We start from the raw sequence: 15,379 nt of genomic DNA on the forward strand, positions 1-15,379 counted from the left end.
CCCATGCGGTGCCTTACGATCGCCGCATGACCAACGCGGGGGATCTTCGAAGAATCGTCGAGGCGGCGCTGCTGTTATTTGTCGCGGTGACGATCATCGATCTGACGTTCACCCATCAGGGCTTCTGGGAGTCGGTGAAGGACGGTCTGGTCTTCGCCGTCATCGCGATGGTCGTGTACGTGGTGTGGGACTTGGCGAGTTCGGCGTTCCGTGCGCGGCGGCGGGGCGACGCGCACGGCCGTACCGACAGTCGATAGGGGCGCTCACTGGGCCGGCCGGTACTCGACCGCTGACGGTGCGGCCTCTGGCGGAGCCGAGAGCCGACCCAGCATGATCGTCGACAGCAGCATCACGCCGAGGGCGACGAAGATCGCGATGTCGCCCGCGTTTCCGACGCGGAGGGCCTCGTCATAGATGGTCAGCCCCAATGACATTGCGATGATCGGTTTGAGGACGGTGACCGCGGGCAGGCTGGTCTGGACGTCGCCGGCCTGATAGCTGGACTGCTGCCACAGGGTGCCGAGCGTCGCGGCGACCGCCATCGCCCAGAACTCCCAACTTGCGAGTCCGTCGAGTAGCCCGTCGCGGAATGCGGCGATCCCGGTCTTGGTGAGCGGTGCCGAGAGGCCGAGGAGAACGCCGGCGCCAATGGCCAGTGTGAGTGATCGCCACGTGCCGTGTGGCAGTCGTGAGCCGCCGACCACGCAGACGATCACGACGGGGATCATCACTGCGAGCGGAATGATCCAGTCGCTGAACGGTGGATCATCGATGCCCTCGGTGGGTTGCCCGAGCAGCATGAACACCACCAGTGATGCGGTCAACAGTGCAGCCCACGTCCATTCGCGCGGGGTGAGCATCCGACGTTCGGAGTAGGCGCCCATCGGCAGGGCGAACAGTAACGCGGTGACCAGCAACGGCTGCACCAGCATCAGGCTGCCGACCGCCAAGGCCCAGGCCTGGACGACGAATCCGAGGATGTCGGCGGCGATACCCGCCAGCCACGTCTTGCGTCGGAAGAGTGCGACGAAGAAACCGGCACCGACGGCGCCGTCGTCGGGCAGCCCTCGGGTGCCGGCGGCCTGGAGCACCGATGCGATCGCGAACAGCAGTGCCGCGGCGAGCGACAGGATTATCGCGACGATGTCCACGCACACTCCGTGGTCGGCGTAACCGGCGATTCGACGTGTCGCATGAGCCGAAGCGTAGTGCACCGCGCCCGGATTCGGGCGAGGCCCGGCGTGCGATCGGACCACGACCCCGCCCGGTACACATGGCCCCGCCGAACACAAGGGCGACGACCGGATCGGTCACGTCCGTGTCCTGCTCGCCCATCAGGGCGGTGCCCGCCAACTCCGTGGGGGAGTGGTCGGAGCCGTGTCGGAAACAGTGTGTCGTGAGCGACCCGGTCGTCGCGCGTCATGTTTGGTTGATGTGTTCGTCTCGGACCTTGTTCGATAACCACCTCCTTTGTCGGACAACGGTTGTCGTGGTGTGCGGTCGGCGCGGAGGGTCACGTTGATGTGGTGACGGCCGGTCGGGCCTGCGCCCATCGCCAAGACCGGCGAGTTCGTGACTTGCTTCGCCTGAACGCGACCGGACGACGCGCTGTGCTGTGTGCACCGACCGGTCGAGCCGACGTGGACGAGGGAGTTCACAGACCTCGATTCCGTACCGCACCAACCACGTCCGATCCGCTGCAGACCAGGCGATGCTCTCGTCGAGAATTGGACGGCAAAAGCCTGCGGCCGGACGGGCGTTGGTCGCAGTCCGGATGCTCTCGCCCGCGTCGAAGTCGGTCGAGAGTTGCTCTCCTACAACAGTTGTCATCGTTCACCTCCGGCGGCAAAGGATGCTGTCGACACCAAAATAGCACCACGGACCGAATAGTGCTAGCGATCTTCGCCAACGAATGCTAGAAGATATGGCGAACATCGTCACGACGAGAAGGTAAGGAGGACACCATGACTGACAGATGTCGGGTTCATCGCGGAACGGCTGGGGCGGCCATCGCCATGGACATGTCCACCTTCCCGCCCCCGCCGCCCTGGCGGCCGGACGACCGACCCCTGGCATCCCAGAGTGGCGACGAAGGTCCGCTGTGGCCGATCCTCATCGTGCTCGCCGCGTTGATCGTCCTGTTGGCGGTCGACGTGGCGACTCGGCACTGGTGGAGTTGACGCAACGTCGGTCCCGGCACAGCCCGACCAAGCCCTACACGCTTCGCATGAACGGGAAGGTGGAGCGATTCAATGGCGCATTGGCCCGGGAATCGGCCTACGTCCGCGAGCCCGCCTCGGAAGCGCTCGACGGGATAACGGCGATGGATCGCTTGCGCGACGCGCCGGCGAAGCGGCACAAGGAGAGCTTGCGGTGAGGGGCCTCGGAGAGCCGCTGCCGTGCCTAGAATCGTGGGTATGACCGCTGCCGCGTATCCCCAGCTGATGTCGCTGGAGCAGTGGCGTGCGTTGCCGGAGGCGCCCGAGCAGCGGGTCGAGCTTCAGGAAGGCCTGGCGATCGTGTCTCCCCGTCCCACCCCCGCACATTCCCGCGCGGCGTCTCGGTTGTGGCAGCAGTTGGCCGCGCAGCTTCCGGACGGCTTCGAGGCGTTGCAAGAGGTCGAGGTGGTCATCGACGCGGCCACGCCGGCAACGGTGCGGATTCCTGATGTGATTGTCCGGCGCACCGATGCCGATGACTCGATGATTACCGCTGACCAGGTGGTGTTGGCCGTTGAGGTCGTCTCGCCGGGCTCGCGGCGCACCGATCACGTGATGAAGCGCAGTGAATACGCCGACGCCGGCATTGCTCACTACTGGATCGTCGACCTTGATTCCCCGGCCACCATCACCGTTCTCACGCTGGGCCCCAATGGGTATGTCGGTGACCAGCACAGCGGCGAGGTGACGGTGGAATCACCGTTCCCGGTGGCGGTCGCCCTCGACACCACGTAACCCCGGCGCTGAGAGGGGTCCCGGTATGCGCGGGCCGCTGCGAGGGACACCGGCACAACCACCAACGGCCCTGATCGCGCTTCCTGGTCATGCATGCGGTTTTGTACTGCCTGCAGGAGTACTCCCAATCGTGTTAAGGGGAACGTTTCCCTGCCTCCAAACGATAAGGGGCACACTCCACAAAAGTCGGTCCAGTGCCTCGGAAGAGGACAGTCGGCTCGTCGCTGGGATTCGTACACGGCCAGCCGATCTCGGAGGTCTTCGATCTCCTCAAGCAGGCCGTCGTAGCGTTCCGGCGACAGCACGATCGCGGCCGGCTTGCCGTGGTTCGAGATCACCGTTGGCTCATCTTCGGCGTCTCGGATCAGCTCGGACAGCTTGGCCTTCGCCTCGCGGATGGAATAGCTCGTCGGGTGTAGACCTCCCTTCGGTGGCCGATACGAACGACCACGATGACGAGTTCGCCGTCGTCAATGGTGTAGACGTGGTAGTTGCCGACGCGGATGCAGTAGCTGTCGGTGGTCCCGACAGCTTGGCCACGCCGTGCGGACGCGGATTGTCGGGCAGCGACTTGATCGAGTCGCTGATGAGCTTCTGCTCGACGCGAGGGAGCTTGCCCAGCGACTTTGCCGCGCTGGTCGTGGTCCTCAGCTCGTATCCGCTCATGATCGTAGTCCACCAATGTGGACCACATTGGGGAAGCGATTGTGGACCACATTCGTGGACCATCTAACGGCTCCCAGTCATCGCCCAGGACCGCGGCGAGACGGCCCCGGAGGTCGTCTGCCTCGGCTCGTTTGCCGAAGGGTTACTCCGTTGACCTCGACGGCCAGCGCCATCAGCTCGGGGTCCGGTGGCACCCACGCCGGATTGGTGGCCATCGCGTTCGCCTGGCGCCGGCGCATGAGCACGCGGACGCTCTCGGTAGCGGCTCGCAAAAGATCCCGGTCGGGCACGGTTCCGGGTGGGTAAAGTGTGGGTCAGTGCCGATCCGGGGGAGCCGAATCGGTAAACCCGCTGGCTGTGGAGCCGCCCAGGGGAATCGAACCCCTGACCTATTCATTACGAGTGAATTGCTCTACCGACTGAGCTAGGGCGGCGTGCTGCGCAAGGCAGCGCTGACGAGTGTAGCGAGTCGCGGGCGCCGAACAAAAACCGCCTCGGATCAGGCGGGAAAGTCCGCGCCGCACGGCACGGGCACCGGACGCCGCGGATCGAGGGCGCCCTGCACCAGGGCGCCGACGGTCGGCGAGTAGATCATCCCCAGATGCCCGACCACCGAGTGCGGACATACCGACTCGACGACGATGTTCGTGACATTGGGCGCCGGGTCCATCAGTGCGTTGGCCAGCGGAAACACCACCTCGTCGTGGGTGCTGGCGAGGTTGACGTAGCGGATTCCCGGGTGCAGGGGCCCGTTGTCGCCCTGGCCGGCCGGCGGCGGGGCGGTCCGGGGCGCCCATGGAGAGTTCGAATACCCGCGGTTGGGCGCCGACACGTCGACGATCGTCGCGATCTGATCGGCCTTGCCGGGCACCTGGGTGACCAGTTGCGCGATCGCCCCACCTTGCGAGTGCCCGACGAGGTCGACCTTCGTCGCGCCGGTCCGTGCGCGCACCGCGTCGATGAACGACGTCACCTCGCGCGTCGACTCGGACTTGTCGGCCAGCGCCCCGATGTTCGCGCTCCACGGCGTCTGTCCGTAGGTCAGACTGAACACGCAGAAACCGGCGTTGGCCAGCGTCGGAGCGAGATAGGCCCACGCCGAGAGCTGGTTCGACGCGGTGCCGTGCAGCAGGATCACCGGATCTCGGCCGTGGCGGTCGGTGCAGTGGTCGAGGTTGGCGCCCGGGGGTGAGGTGGTCGCCGGACGTAGATAGCCCGCGGCCTGTGCGGCGATGACGTCGGTGGTCACCGGAAACGGGGCGGCCGATGCCGCGGTGGCGCCGAGGGCGCCCCCGCCCACTGCCGCCAGAAGTGCCGCCGCCGCGACGATCAGGGTCCGCATCCGCGCCCGATGACGTGTGGTCATCGTGTGAGTATGACGCCTACGACGCCGCGAATTGCTCGGAAATCTGGGTCAACCGCACGCTGTTGCCCGACGGATCACGGAAGCCCGCATCGATGCCGTACGGCCGCGACTCCGGTGCCTCGGTGAATTCGACGCCGCGTGCCGACAGATCCTCGTAGGCGGCCTGGCAGTTGTCGGTGGTGAGGAAGATGGTGCCGGCGAAGCCCTTGGCGGTGAGATCGGCGATCTCGGTCTGCGTGGTGCCGTCGATCATCGGCGGACCAGGGATGGCCATCAGGACGATCGACACGTCGTCCTGTCCGGGCGGGCCGACGGTCAGCCACCGGAAGCCGCCCATCTCGGGCATCGTCACGTCCTGGCGGACCTCGAGGCCGACCTTGCCGGTCCAGAAGTCGAGTGCGGCGTCCTGGTCGTGCACCCAGAGCTGGGCGCTGGCGATGCGAATCATGATGTGAGCCTTCCTGGTTGGTGCTCGTCGAGAGATGGTTCTCGAGTGATCTCAGCCTAGGAGTCGGCGTCGGGCGGGGTCTTCTTCCTCTGTGCTGTGTTCGGGTCGGCCGTGCGGGAGGTGGGCGCCGGCCGGGTGAACACGCGCAGGACACATGCCGGCACATGGGCTTGATCGCCCGCGGGCGGGAACGACGCGCGATAGGCGGTCGGGGTCTTGCCGTAGGCGCGGGCGAAGCTCGTCGTGAACGAACCGACACTGCGGAGCCCGACGGCGATGCAGATGTCGGTGACACTGCGATCGGTGTTGCGCAGCATCGACGCCGCGCGTTCGAGTCGTCGGGTCTGCAGATAGGCGTGCGGGGTCTCGCCGTAGGCCGAGGTGAATGCGCGGGAGAAGTGTGCGCGTGAGAGTCGGGCGGCGGCTGCCATGTCGTCGACGGTCAGCGGCTCGGCGAATCGCGCGTCGACGAGTTCCTTGGCACGCAGGAGGTAGCGGGCCGGCGGCGGCGAGGGCATGGATCCGATTATGGGCTCGACACCTACTCGCTGGGGGACTCGCGACGAAGGAATTCCTCACCCCGCGGTGACAACTCGTAGCCGACCTCGAGGCTGTGGGTGAGTCCGAGCTTCTTGAGTTTGCGCACGTCGAGCTTGAAATCCAGCTGCGGACGGCCCACCTCGGCGGCCAGTTCGGTGGACACGACTCCCGGTCGACGGGCGATGAGCGTCAGCACTTCTCGCGTCCACGGGCCGTGCGGTGCGCGGGAATCGAGCCGATCCAGGCGTGTGCGCAGATCGGCGAGATCGGCCGCGGATAGCGCGGCATCGTTGCGCAAGGCGATCCGTGGGTCGGGACCGGCGTGCCGCAAGCCGATGCGGAAGACGGGATCATCGGTGCGGCGCAAGGCCTTACGTGCCTGTTCGGCGGTGTCGAAACCGGCGCGGTGTGCGTCGGCGTCGGAGATCTCGGAATCGGTGACCTGCTCGACCGACGTGATCTCGATGAGTTCACCCTGACTGACGAAACGCGAACCGGGATGCAGACGCGGCGCCGACCACCGACGGAAGGCCAGGTCGACCTCTCCCTCGACGATCCGTGGCATCAGCCGGGCCGGGATCAGCATGAGAGCAGCGTAATCCCGGCGAAGCCCGAAACGACGGTGTTCGTCAACGGTGATCGGCCGTATGGTCGGGTAATGAGCGACAACCCCTACACCCTACTGACCGCCGCCGAGGTCACCGCCGCCGTCGCCGACCCGTGGCGGGTCATCGCCAACGCCCTGCAGGTGGCTTACCGGACCCGGAACATGTTGACCGGCGGGCGATTCGTCGCGCGCATCATCGACGCCGCCGAGGAGGCCAACCACCATCCCGACATCGATCTGCGCTACGGGTCGGTGCACCTGTCCCTCATCACGCACAGTGAGCATCGGATGACCGATGCCGACGTCGCATTGGCGAACCGGATCGCCGACATCGCCCGCGAGATGGATCTCGAACCGTTCGCGGCGCCGCCCGCTCGTTTCGAACTCGCGATCGACGCTCTGGACATCACCGCGATCCGCTCGTTCTGGAAGACGATCCTCGGCTACGACGACGACCCCGACGACACGCTCGACCTTGTCGACCCCACCGGCATTCTTCCCGCGGTCTGGTTCCAGCAGATGGATTCGCCACGGCCGCAACGCAGTCGGATGCACGTCGACCTATGGCTTCCGCACGATGAGGTGCAGGAACGGATGGCTGCGGCCATCGACGCCGGCGGACACCTGGTCACCGACGCCTACGCTCCGTCGTTCTGGGTGCTCGCCGACGCCGAGGGCAACGAGATCTGCCTGTGCACGTGGCAGGACCGCGAAGAATCCGACTGATCGGCCGGTGTTCGCCGTCGACTCACGTTCGGCGAGTTGCCGGTGCGGTGGGTCAGTCCTCGGCGTTCGCCGCTGCCGCGACGGCCGCGGCCACTGCCGGTGCGACCCGCGGGTCGAGCGGGCTCGGCACGATCTTGTCCACCGCGAGGTCCTCGGCAACAACCGCCAGAATCGCCTCTGCGGCAGCCAGTTTCATACTCTCGGTGATGCGGGTGGCACCGGCGTCGAGCGCCCCGGCGAACACCCCGGGGAAGGCGAGCACGTTGTTGATCTGATTCGGGAAGTCGCTGCGCCCGGTGGCGACGACCGCGGCGTGCTTGGCGGCGATCTCCGGGTGGATCTCCGGGTCCGGGTTGGACAGCGCGAAGATGATGGCGTCGTCGTTCATCGACGCGATCACACTCTCGTCGATCGTGCCCGCCGACACCCCGATGAACACGTCCGCGCCGGCGAGCGCCTCGGCCGCACCGCCGACGAGTCCGCGTGGGTTGGTGCGCGCGGCGAGATCCTCCTTGAACTCGTTGAGACCGTCGCGGCCCTCCGACACGATGCCCTTCGAGTCGAGCACGACGACGTCGGAGATCCCGGATGCGAGAAGGATGTTGGCGCACGCGACGCCGGCGGCGCCGGCACCGGAGATCACCACCCGCAGGTCGGTGAGCCCGCGGTCGAGCAAACGGACCGCGCCCTTGAGCGCGGCGAGCACGACGATCGCGGTGCCGTGCTGGTCGTCGTGCATGACCGGGCAGTCGAGGGCCTCGATGACGCGTCGTTCGATCTCGAAGCAGCGCGGCGCGGAGATGTCCTCGAGGTTCACCGCACCGAAGCTCGGGCGCAGACGCACCAGCGTCTCGACGATCTCGTCGGGGTCCTTGGTGTCGAGGACGATCGGGATCGAGTTGAGCCCGGCGAACGTCCGGAACAGCGCCGACTTGCCCTCCATCACCGGCAGCGATGCGCGCGGACCGATGTCGCCGAGCCCCAGGACCGCCGAGCCGTCGCTGACCACGGCGACGAGTCGATCGGTCCAGGCGTATTTGTTGACCAGCTCGGCTTCGGTGTCGATCGCGCGCGAGACCTGGGCCACGCCGGGGGTGTAGGCGATCGACAGATCTCGCTGGGTCTGGATCGGGGAGCGCAGTTCCACCGAGAGTTTGCCGCCCACGTGGGCCAGGAAGATCTCCTCGTCGGTGATCGGATGATCGGCGATGGTCGGTTCGCCGATGCGGTGTGCGGTGTTGTCTTCCGTGCTCGTCACGGTCATGTCCTCCTGCTCGGGTGGCGACGACGCCACCGGCTGTGAGCGCGAATCGGCGACGATGACGATCCGGCGCGTGGACCGCGCGGTCGTGTGGACCGGCCGCGGGATGACTGAAAGTCTCCCACTCGCGCATCACTCCCCGGTCACAGTGGTCCGGGTGCGGTGATCCAGGCAACAAATCGGTGGTGGCTGCTGTGGTCCGGCGGCTAGCATGCAACTTGTGTCTATGTTGTATTCGTCTGCTGCCTCGGCCTCCGATCGGGTGTATGACGAGGTCAAGGAACTGATCCTGACCAACGAGATCTCCGGCGGCGAGCTGATCAGCGAGGGGGAGGTCGCCCAGCGCTGCGAGGTCAGTCGCACCCCGGTCCGCGAGGCCTTCCTGCGTCTGCAGGCCGAGGGGTGGATGCGCCTCTATCCCAAACGTGGGGCCCTCGTTGTCCCGGTGACCGACCGCGATGCCCGCGACGTCGTCGACGCCCGCCAACTTCTCGAGGGCCATGCGGTGCGTGCGGTGGTCGCCGCCGATTCGGCGACGACACCACTCGTCGAGTCGCTGCGCCGCAATCTCGAGGAGCACCGGCTCGTCGAACACGACGACATCGCCCGGTTCTCGCGGGTCGACGCCGAATTCCATCAGCACATCGTGGCCGCCGGTGACAACGCGCTGCTCGCCGGCTTCTTCACCGGCCTCGGCGAACGCCATCGCCGGATGACCACCACGAGCGTGCGCCGCGACCCGGCGATCGCGCAGAGCATCCTCGCCGACCACGCCGAACTCCTCGTTCTCATCGAACGCCGCGACGCCGACGGCTTCGACGCCGCGCTGCGCCGTCACCTCAGTGACGTCCACGACCTGCCGGGGGATCCGCGATGACCCTGACGACCACATCGACCACCGCTCCCGAGGGCATCGCACGCCGCGCCACCTGGCCGGCCGTCGCACTCGCGGTGTTCGCCTCCGCCTGGGGCGGAAACGAATTCACGCCACTGCTGGTGATGTACCGCCAGAGCGGCGAGTTCTCCGCCGTGGCCGTGGATGCGCTGCTGTTCCTCTATGTTCTCGGCATCGTGCCCGCGTTACTCATCGGCGGACCGCTCTCGGATCGACTCGGTCGCCGACCACTGATGTTGCCCGCACCGATCTTCGCCGCACTCGGCTCGCTGCTCCTGGCGTTCGGCGCCCATTCGATCGCGCTGCTGTCGGTGGGGCGGGTGTTCAGCGGTGTGGCCCTGGGACTTTCGATGGCGGTCGGCGGTAGCTGGATCACCGAGCTCAGCGTCCGCGCCGGTGACCGTGCGGCCGCGGGCGCTCGACGCGGCGCCATGAGCCTGACCGCGGGCTTCGGCGTTGGCGCGGGCGTCGCCGGTGCACTCGCCCAATGGGCACCGTGGCCGCACGTGCTGGCCTATGCGGTGAACATCGCGATCGCCGCCATCGCCGTGCTGCTGATCCTGCGGGTTCCCGAAACCCGCGAGCGACAACAGATTCCGGGGCGTCTCGTCGACGATCTGAAGATCCCGTCGGCCGGGCACCGACGGTTCCTGCTCGTCGTGTTACCGGTGGCGCCGTGGGTGTTCGGTGCGTGTGCCACGGCATATGCGGTGATCCCGGCGTTGATGTCGGTGCGCACGTCCGGTGCGCCCATCGCCTTCGCCGCGCTGTGCTGTGTCCTCGGACTGGCCGCCGGTTTCGGTATCCAGTCGGTGGGGCGCCGCATCGACGACCCCGACGGTGTCCGCGGGGTCGTCAGCGCCCTGGTGGTGCTCGCGATCGGAATGGGCTTGGCGGCGTTGGCTGCTCACGTGTTGACGATCTGGCTGTCCCTCGTCGCCGCGACCGTGCTGGGCTGTGGATACGGCATGGCGATGATCGCGGGGCTGTTGGAGGTCCAGAGGATATCCGGTCCCGAGGACCTGGCGGGTCTGAGCGCGGTGTTCTACGGCGTCACCTATCTGGGTTTCGCGGTCCCGGCCGTGTTGGCCTGGCTCTCACAGACATTCGGCGCCCTGACCTATCCGGAGATGTTCCTGTTCGGTGTGGGGGCGGCACTGGTGTGCCTGGCGATCGTGGGGGTCGGTCACCGGATGCACCGGCCCGACCTCGACGATCGTGCGGCAGGCGATCAGGCGGGCGACGCGGGTTCGACTCCCTGACCCAACGCTGCACGCAGGCGGCGGAGCTGATCGGCGTCGAGTGAACGCAGTTGTGGCGGAGCTGGATCGGGGACGGCCGCCACGACGTCGAGCACCGCGCGCCCGGCATCGGTCAGGTGCACGTACTTGCACCGTCGATCCTGCTCGGTGACCTTGCGGACGACGTAGCCCGCCGACTCGAGGTCGGAGACCGCCACCGAGACCGCGGGCGGATCCATCGTGGCCGCGCGGGCGAGTTCCTTGAGCGGCGTCGGTCCCTGTGCCACCCGTCGGAGCACCCGGATTCGGCTGAACGGCAAGCCGGTTGCCGCGACCACGTCGCGACGCCACGGGTCGCGGGAGTCGAAGACGAGGGTGATCATCGCCTGCCAGACGTCGTCGACGAGGGCGTCGATCGTCGTCGCATCCGTGTCGTGATCAGACATCGGCGGTCTCCGTCTCGATGAGGCGTGCCGAGACGTCGGCGGCGGTGTTCTGCGCCCAACGCGTCGTCGACACCAGCCCCAGGACGAAGATGATCGCGCTGAAGATGACCACCAGAATCCACATCGGGTGCATGTCGTCGGTGAACTCCGGCCCGATCCCGGACGCGGCGACGCCGGTGATGCTGCCGGCCAGTGCGACTCCGATGCTCACGCCGACCTGTCGGCTGGTGGAGGCGACCGCCGACGCGGCGCCGGCGCGATGGCGCGGCATCCCGCTGACCGCGGAGTTGGTGATCGGCGCGTTGATCGCACCGAAGCCGATGCCGAAGATGGCGAAGATGATCCCGATCGTCACCAGCGAGGTGTCCCGCTCGATGGTCGTCAGCAGTGCCGAACCGATCAGCATGGCGATCCCGGCCAGCATCAGAGACGGTCGGGTGCCAAAGCGCCCGACGGCACGTCCGGACAGTGGCGAGAGGATCAACACCGCCACGGCGGGCGGCAGTAACATGGCGCCGGTCTGGATCGCGGACAGGCCGCGCACGTCCTGCAGGTACAGCGACATCAGGAACAGGAACGCACCCCAGCTCGCGAGTGCGCAGACCGCGATCAGCGTGGCCGAGGAGAACGGCACACTGCGGAAGAACCGCAGGTCGATGAACGGATCGACGTGGTGCCGTTCGGCGATCAGGAAGCCGACGAAAGCCAGTGCGGCAACAGCGAATACGGCGATGGTTGCCGGTGAGCCCCACCCCTGGACCGGGCCCTCGATCAATCCGTAGACCACTGCGGCGAGGGTGATCACCGCGAGCACCTGCCCGATCGGGTCGAGGGTTTGCATCACCGGCGAGCGTGATTCGGGCACGAAGATCGCGGTCAGCGCGATCGCTACGGCGCAGATCGGTAGGTTCACCCAGAAGACCGCGCGCCAGTCGATGAGATCGATGAGCACGCCGCCGATCATCGGGCCGATCGCCATCGAGATGCCGACGACGGCTCCCCACATGCCGATGGCCCGAGCACGTGCCTTGGGCTCGACGAAGACCTGGGTGATGATCGACATCGCGACCGGGTTGAGCATGGAGCCGCCGATGGCCTGCAGGGCGCGGGCGACGACGAGCACCGCCACCGAGGGTGCAAGACTGCAGGCCAGTGAACCGCTCGCGAAGACCGCCAGCCCGGTCTGGAACATGCGTTTGCGTCCGTAGCGGTCGGCCGTCGCGCCCGAGAGCATCAGCAGGGCGGCAAGGACCAGCGTGTAGATGTCGAGGACCCATTGCAGTGATGACACCGACGCACGCAATTCGGTGCGGATCGACGGGAGCGCGACGTTCACGATTGTCGCGTCCATCGAGACGATCAACAGGCTCATGCAACACGTCGCCAGGATGATCGTCTTGTGGCGCGGGGTCAGCTCCGCCGCGGAGACGCTTGTGGACATACAAAGATTGTAGAACTACAAGTATCTGGGGGTGAGTCTCTCATTCCGGACATCGGTTCCGTTGAGGTCGACGCCGGTGAACTCGTGATCAGGCTTCGGGATAGCCGTTCGGGTTGTTCGACTGCCATCGCCAGGTGTCGGCGCACATGTCGTCGATCGTCTTCGTCGCATACCAGCGCAAATCGGCGTTGGCGCGCGACGGGTCGGCGTAGGAGGCGGCGATGTCACCGGGGCGTCGCGGGGCGATCTCGTAGGGGATTTCCCGGCCGCTGGCCCGCTCAAAGGCCTTGATCACCTCGAGAACCGAAATCCCTTGGCCCGTACCGAGATTCCACACCGACATCGGCTCGCCGTGGCTGCCGACGCGTTCGAGTGCCGCCACGTGACCGGCTGCGAGATCGTCGACGTGGATGTAGTCGCGGACACCCGTGCCGTCGGGAGTGGGGTAGTCGTCACCGAACACCGACAACTTCTCGCGTCGCCCGACGGCGACCTGCGCGACGAAGGGCATGAGGTTGTTGGGGATGCCGGAGGGGTCCTCGCCGATCTGTCCGCTGGGATGCGCGCCGACGGGGTTGAAGTAGCGCAGTGCCGCGATCCGCCACGACTCGTCGGACGCGGCGACGTCGCGCAGGACCTGTTCGATCATCACCTTGGTCCACCCGTACGGGTTGGTGGCCGAGGTCGGCGAGTCCTCGGTCATCGGCAGGACCGGCTCGGCGCCGTACACCGTCGCCGACGACGAGAACACCAGTGTGTGTACATCGTGGCGGCGCATGGCGCGTAGCAGCGAGAACGTCGAATCGAGGTTGTTCTGGTAGTAGTCGAGCGGTTTGGCGACCGACTCGCCGACCGCCTTGAACCCCGCGAAATGAATGACCGCGTCGATCTGCTCACCGGCGAAGAGATGTTCGGTCTTGTCGTAGTCGGTCAGGTTGAACGCATGAACCGGCAGGTGGACCCCGGTGAGCGCCTCGAGCCGACCGATCACCGTCGGTTTGGCATTGGAGAAGTCGTCGACGATCACCACATCGTGGCCGGCCTCGACGAGTTTGATCACCGTGTGGGAGCCGATGTAGCCGGCACCGCCGCTGACGAGTACGCGCATGAGCACCACGGTAGAAGGTCGGGCTGGGAAGTGCTCGTGCGGCCGGTGTGTGCTGGATGTGTTGCACCGGCTCGGTCAGTGGTCGCTCGTGACCGCGATCGACGCCGGGGAGTATTCGACCGGACCGTATCGCCACGGCAGCACCCCGGTGCGGTGCACGACGTGGCCGACGGTGATCTCGACGGTCCGTTCGTCCGGCGTCGCATACCGCACCGTGGCGCGGCCGGTGATCTGCAGCAACGCACCCGTATCGAAGTCGGGGACGGTCAGTCCGGCGCGGTCGTCGAGTTCCAGGTTGCCCAGGCTGTTGAACATGGCGTTGCCGGGATGATCGTCGAAACGGATGACGGTCCCGTCGGGGCTGCACTGCAGGAAGCCGGGCATCCCGCCGCGATGCGAGCAGTCCGCCCCGAAGCCGGGTGCGATGGTCGCGAGGACGGCGGTGTCGGCGCGATCCAGTAGCTCGATGTCGGCCTCCGTCAGGTGCGCGGTGTCGGTGCGTGTGGTCGGCACGACGGGGTCGGTGCCGACCGCCGGTCGGTGTGGTCGACTCTGAATGTACTTGGGGCAGTTGGCATAGCACTGGTCGACGTGAACGCGTATGCCGTCGGTGTCGGGGTGGACGGTGCCGTTGATGCGCGCCCGTCGGCGCCGGGTGAGGTCGATGGCCAGCAGCCCGACCTCGGATCCCGCGTCGAGGTCGCGCAGGGGATCGTCGGCCGCCGGATACGGCAGGTGCAGTGTGGTGTCGTCGACGACCTCGATCAGACCGGCGTCGCCGAGGAGTGTCGACGCCCAGATGTGTTGTGCCGCATCCGCACCGCTCAGGTGAATCCATGACTGATCGGCAAGGAAGCCGATCAGCGGTGTCGGCATGCTCGATCGGATGGTGCGTGCCATGCGGGCGCCGGCCGCGGCCAGGCCGGCGCTGCGTTGGGCGGCCAGTTCACCGGCGTGGAAGCCGGTGGCCATCAGAAGAATCCGCAGCTGGGGGTGCCGTCGTCGCGGGTCGGGTGAGTCTGCGCGCCCTCGGCGGTGCAGATCTCGATCCGGATGCCGTCGGGGTCGGTGAAGAAGATCCCGCCGGAGGTCATGCCGGGCATGTGCGCGAGGATCTCGTCGTAGATCAACGGTACGTCCCGCGAACGCAGGAATTCCTGTGCGGCTTCGACATCGGAGATCGAGGGCACGTTGAAGGCGAGATGGTGCAGACCGGCCATGGCCGTCGGGAATTCGTCGGCGCTCTGCTGCCACAGCGTCAGGATCAACTCGGCGCCGCGCCCGAGGAACGCGAATTCCCGTCCGGGCTCGTCGCTGCGTCCCAGCACGTCGAAACCGAAGATGCCCGAGTAGAAATCGACCGATCTCGCCAGGTCGGTGACGTTGAGCGCGACGTGTCCGGTCGCGGCCACCTGCAGTGGTGAGGTCTCGGATGTGGGTGCGGACATGATGCCTCCTGGCTGGTCACCGTCGGCGGGATGCTGCCGGTGTAACTGTCTAAATGACGTTAGGGGGTTAGTGGTCGTGGCGCAAGGGGGTGTGCGCACAAGTGCCGACCCGCCTTTACCCTGGGATCATGACCTCGCAGGCCGATCCACGCCCGCTCCTCGGCGAGCCGCTCCCGCTGGATCTTCTCGACACCCATTGGATCGAGGGTGGCCGCCTGCAGGATCTGCTGGA

At 66.8% G+C, this 15,379-nt stretch carries 18 protein-coding genes, 1 tRNA gene and 3 pseudogenes; 8 read left to right on the plus strand and 14 right to left on the minus strand.

Annotated features, from left to right (window positions below; genetic code table 11):
- The first annotated feature begins 26 nt into the window (after positions 1-26).
- Positions 27-257 carry a hypothetical protein gene (locus tag B1964_RS21320; RefSeq protein ID WP_079931190.1) on the plus strand — a complete coding sequence of 77 codons (231 nt, stop codon included), beginning with the start codon at positions 27-29 and terminating at the stop codon, positions 255-257.
- A gap of 6 nt (positions 258-263) precedes the next feature.
- Here the strand turns inward: B1964_RS21320 and B1964_RS21325 are convergent, their stop codons facing one another.
- Positions 264-1,151, minus strand: coding sequence for a DMT family transporter (locus B1964_RS21325; RefSeq protein ID WP_079931206.1), 888 nt, complete (start codon positions 1,149-1,151; stop codon positions 264-266).
- Between the two features lie 813 nt (positions 1,152-1,964).
- Between B1964_RS21325 and B1964_RS21330 the strand changes: the two genes are divergently transcribed.
- The 3 genes and pseudogenes from B1964_RS21330 to B1964_RS21340 all read left to right on the plus strand — a co-directional run bounded on the left by B1964_RS21330 (position 1,965) and on the right by B1964_RS21340 (position 2,954).
- Positions 1,965-2,180 (plus strand): hypothetical protein, encoded by a 216-nt coding sequence (locus B1964_RS21330; RefSeq protein ID WP_079931191.1) that lies wholly within the window; start codon positions 1,965-1,967, stop codon positions 2,178-2,180.
- 14 nt (positions 2,181-2,194) lie between these two features.
- Positions 2,195-2,299: pseudogene (locus B1964_RS31165) on the plus strand (IS481 family transposase); the annotation flags it as partial.
- Between the two features lie 118 nt (positions 2,300-2,417).
- The gene (locus B1964_RS21340; protein ID WP_079931193.1) at positions 2,418-2,954 is read left to right on the plus strand and encodes a Uma2 family endonuclease; all 537 of its coding nucleotides are present in this window, start codon (positions 2,418-2,420) and stop codon (positions 2,952-2,954) included.
- Positions 2,955-3,235: 281 nt separating this feature from the next.
- On the opposite strand, the pseudogene B1964_RS31170 reads toward B1964_RS21340, so the two are convergent.
- The 7 genes and pseudogenes from B1964_RS31170 to B1964_RS21375 all read right to left on the minus strand — a co-directional run.
- Positions 3,236-3,352 (minus strand): annotated as a pseudogene (locus tag B1964_RS31170) (type II toxin-antitoxin system prevent-host-death family antitoxin); the annotation flags it as partial.
- On the minus strand, positions 3,319-3,672 hold the full coding sequence (locus B1964_RS21350) for a type II toxin-antitoxin system RelE/ParE family toxin (protein WP_139765823.1): 354 nt from the start codon (positions 3,670-3,672) through the stop codon (positions 3,319-3,321). The gene B1964_RS21350 and the pseudogene B1964_RS31170, both read right to left, overlap by 34 nt.
- Before the next feature lie 306 nt (positions 3,673-3,978).
- Positions 3,979-4,054, minus strand: a tRNA-Thr gene (locus tag B1964_RS21355).
- 65 nt (positions 4,055-4,119) lie between these two features.
- Positions 4,120-4,962 carry an alpha/beta fold hydrolase gene (locus B1964_RS21360; protein ID WP_079931194.1) on the minus strand — a complete coding sequence of 281 codons (843 nt, stop codon included), beginning with the start codon at positions 4,960-4,962 and terminating at the stop codon, positions 4,120-4,122.
- A 40-nt stretch (positions 4,963-5,002) separates the two neighbouring features.
- Entirely contained in the window at positions 5,003-5,434 is a 432-nt protein-coding gene (locus B1964_RS21365; protein ID WP_006372375.1) for a VOC family protein, read from the minus strand.
- Positions 5,435-5,490: 56 nt separating this feature from the next.
- The gene (locus B1964_RS21370; RefSeq protein ID WP_079931195.1) at positions 5,491-5,952 is read right to left on the minus strand and encodes an AraC family transcriptional regulator; all 462 of its coding nucleotides are present in this window, start codon (positions 5,950-5,952) and stop codon (positions 5,491-5,493) included.
- A gap of 23 nt (positions 5,953-5,975) precedes the next feature.
- Positions 5,976-6,560, minus strand: coding sequence for a hypothetical protein (locus B1964_RS21375; protein WP_079931196.1), 585 nt, complete (start codon positions 6,558-6,560; stop codon positions 5,976-5,978).
- A gap of 72 nt (positions 6,561-6,632) precedes the next feature.
- Between B1964_RS21375 and B1964_RS21380 the strand changes: the two genes are divergently transcribed.
- On the plus strand, positions 6,633-7,307 hold the full coding sequence (locus B1964_RS21380) for a VOC family protein (protein WP_079931197.1): 675 nt from the start codon (positions 6,633-6,635) through the stop codon (positions 7,305-7,307).
- Positions 7,308-7,359: 52 nt separating this feature from the next.
- On the opposite strand, the gene B1964_RS21385 is transcribed toward B1964_RS21380, so the two are convergent.
- Positions 7,360-8,571: an NADP-dependent malic enzyme gene (locus B1964_RS21385; protein ID WP_079931198.1), complete on the minus strand. Its 1,212-nt coding sequence runs from the start codon at positions 8,569-8,571 to the stop codon at positions 7,360-7,362.
- Positions 8,572-8,794: 223 nt separating this feature from the next.
- Between B1964_RS21385 and B1964_RS21395 the strand changes: the two genes are divergently transcribed.
- Complete coding sequence (locus B1964_RS21395; protein WP_079931199.1) at positions 8,795-9,445, plus strand: GntR family transcriptional regulator; 651 nt, start codon at positions 8,795-8,797, stop codon at positions 9,443-9,445.
- Positions 9,442-10,725, plus strand: a complete 1,284-nt coding sequence (locus B1964_RS21400) for an MFS transporter (RefSeq protein ID WP_079931200.1) — start codon at positions 9,442-9,444, stop codon at positions 10,723-10,725. The genes B1964_RS21395 and B1964_RS21400 overlap by 4 nt, the downstream gene beginning before the upstream one ends.
- On the opposite strand, the gene B1964_RS21405 is transcribed toward B1964_RS21400, so the two are convergent.
- The 5 genes from B1964_RS21405 to B1964_RS21425 form a co-directional block, all read right to left on the minus strand.
- Positions 10,695-11,150, minus strand: a complete 456-nt coding sequence (locus tag B1964_RS21405) for a MarR family transcriptional regulator (protein WP_020172446.1) — start codon at positions 11,148-11,150, stop codon at positions 10,695-10,697. The two genes, B1964_RS21400 and B1964_RS21405, sit on opposite strands and share 31 nt — an antisense overlap.
- Positions 11,143-12,591: an MFS transporter gene (locus tag B1964_RS21410; RefSeq protein ID WP_079931201.1), complete on the minus strand. Its 1,449-nt coding sequence runs from the start codon at positions 12,589-12,591 to the stop codon at positions 11,143-11,145. The genes B1964_RS21405 and B1964_RS21410 overlap by 8 nt, the downstream gene beginning before the upstream one ends.
- 88 nt (positions 12,592-12,679) lie before the next feature.
- Entirely contained in the window at positions 12,680-13,699 is a 1,020-nt protein-coding gene (gene galE, locus B1964_RS21415) for a UDP-glucose 4-epimerase GalE (protein ID WP_079931208.1), read from the minus strand.
- 75 nt (positions 13,700-13,774) lie between these two features.
- On the minus strand, positions 13,775-14,671 hold the full coding sequence (locus B1964_RS21420; protein WP_079931202.1) for a pyridoxamine 5'-phosphate oxidase family protein: 897 nt from the start codon (positions 14,669-14,671) through the stop codon (positions 13,775-13,777).
- Positions 14,671-15,147, minus strand: coding sequence for a VOC family protein (locus B1964_RS21425; protein ID WP_079931203.1), 477 nt, complete (start codon positions 15,145-15,147; stop codon positions 14,671-14,673). The genes B1964_RS21420 and B1964_RS21425 overlap by 1 nt, the downstream gene beginning before the upstream one ends.
- A 128-nt stretch (positions 15,148-15,275) precedes the next feature.
- Here B1964_RS21425 and B1964_RS31175 point away from each other — a divergent pair.
- Positions 15,276-15,379 (plus strand): annotated as a pseudogene (locus B1964_RS31175) (CGNR zinc finger domain-containing protein); the annotation flags it as partial.

It is taken from the genome of Gordonia sp. i37 (assembly GCF_002043085.1).
GTDB classification, from domain to species: domain Bacteria; phylum Actinomycetota; class Actinomycetes; order Mycobacteriales; family Mycobacteriaceae; genus Gordonia; species Gordonia polyisoprenivorans.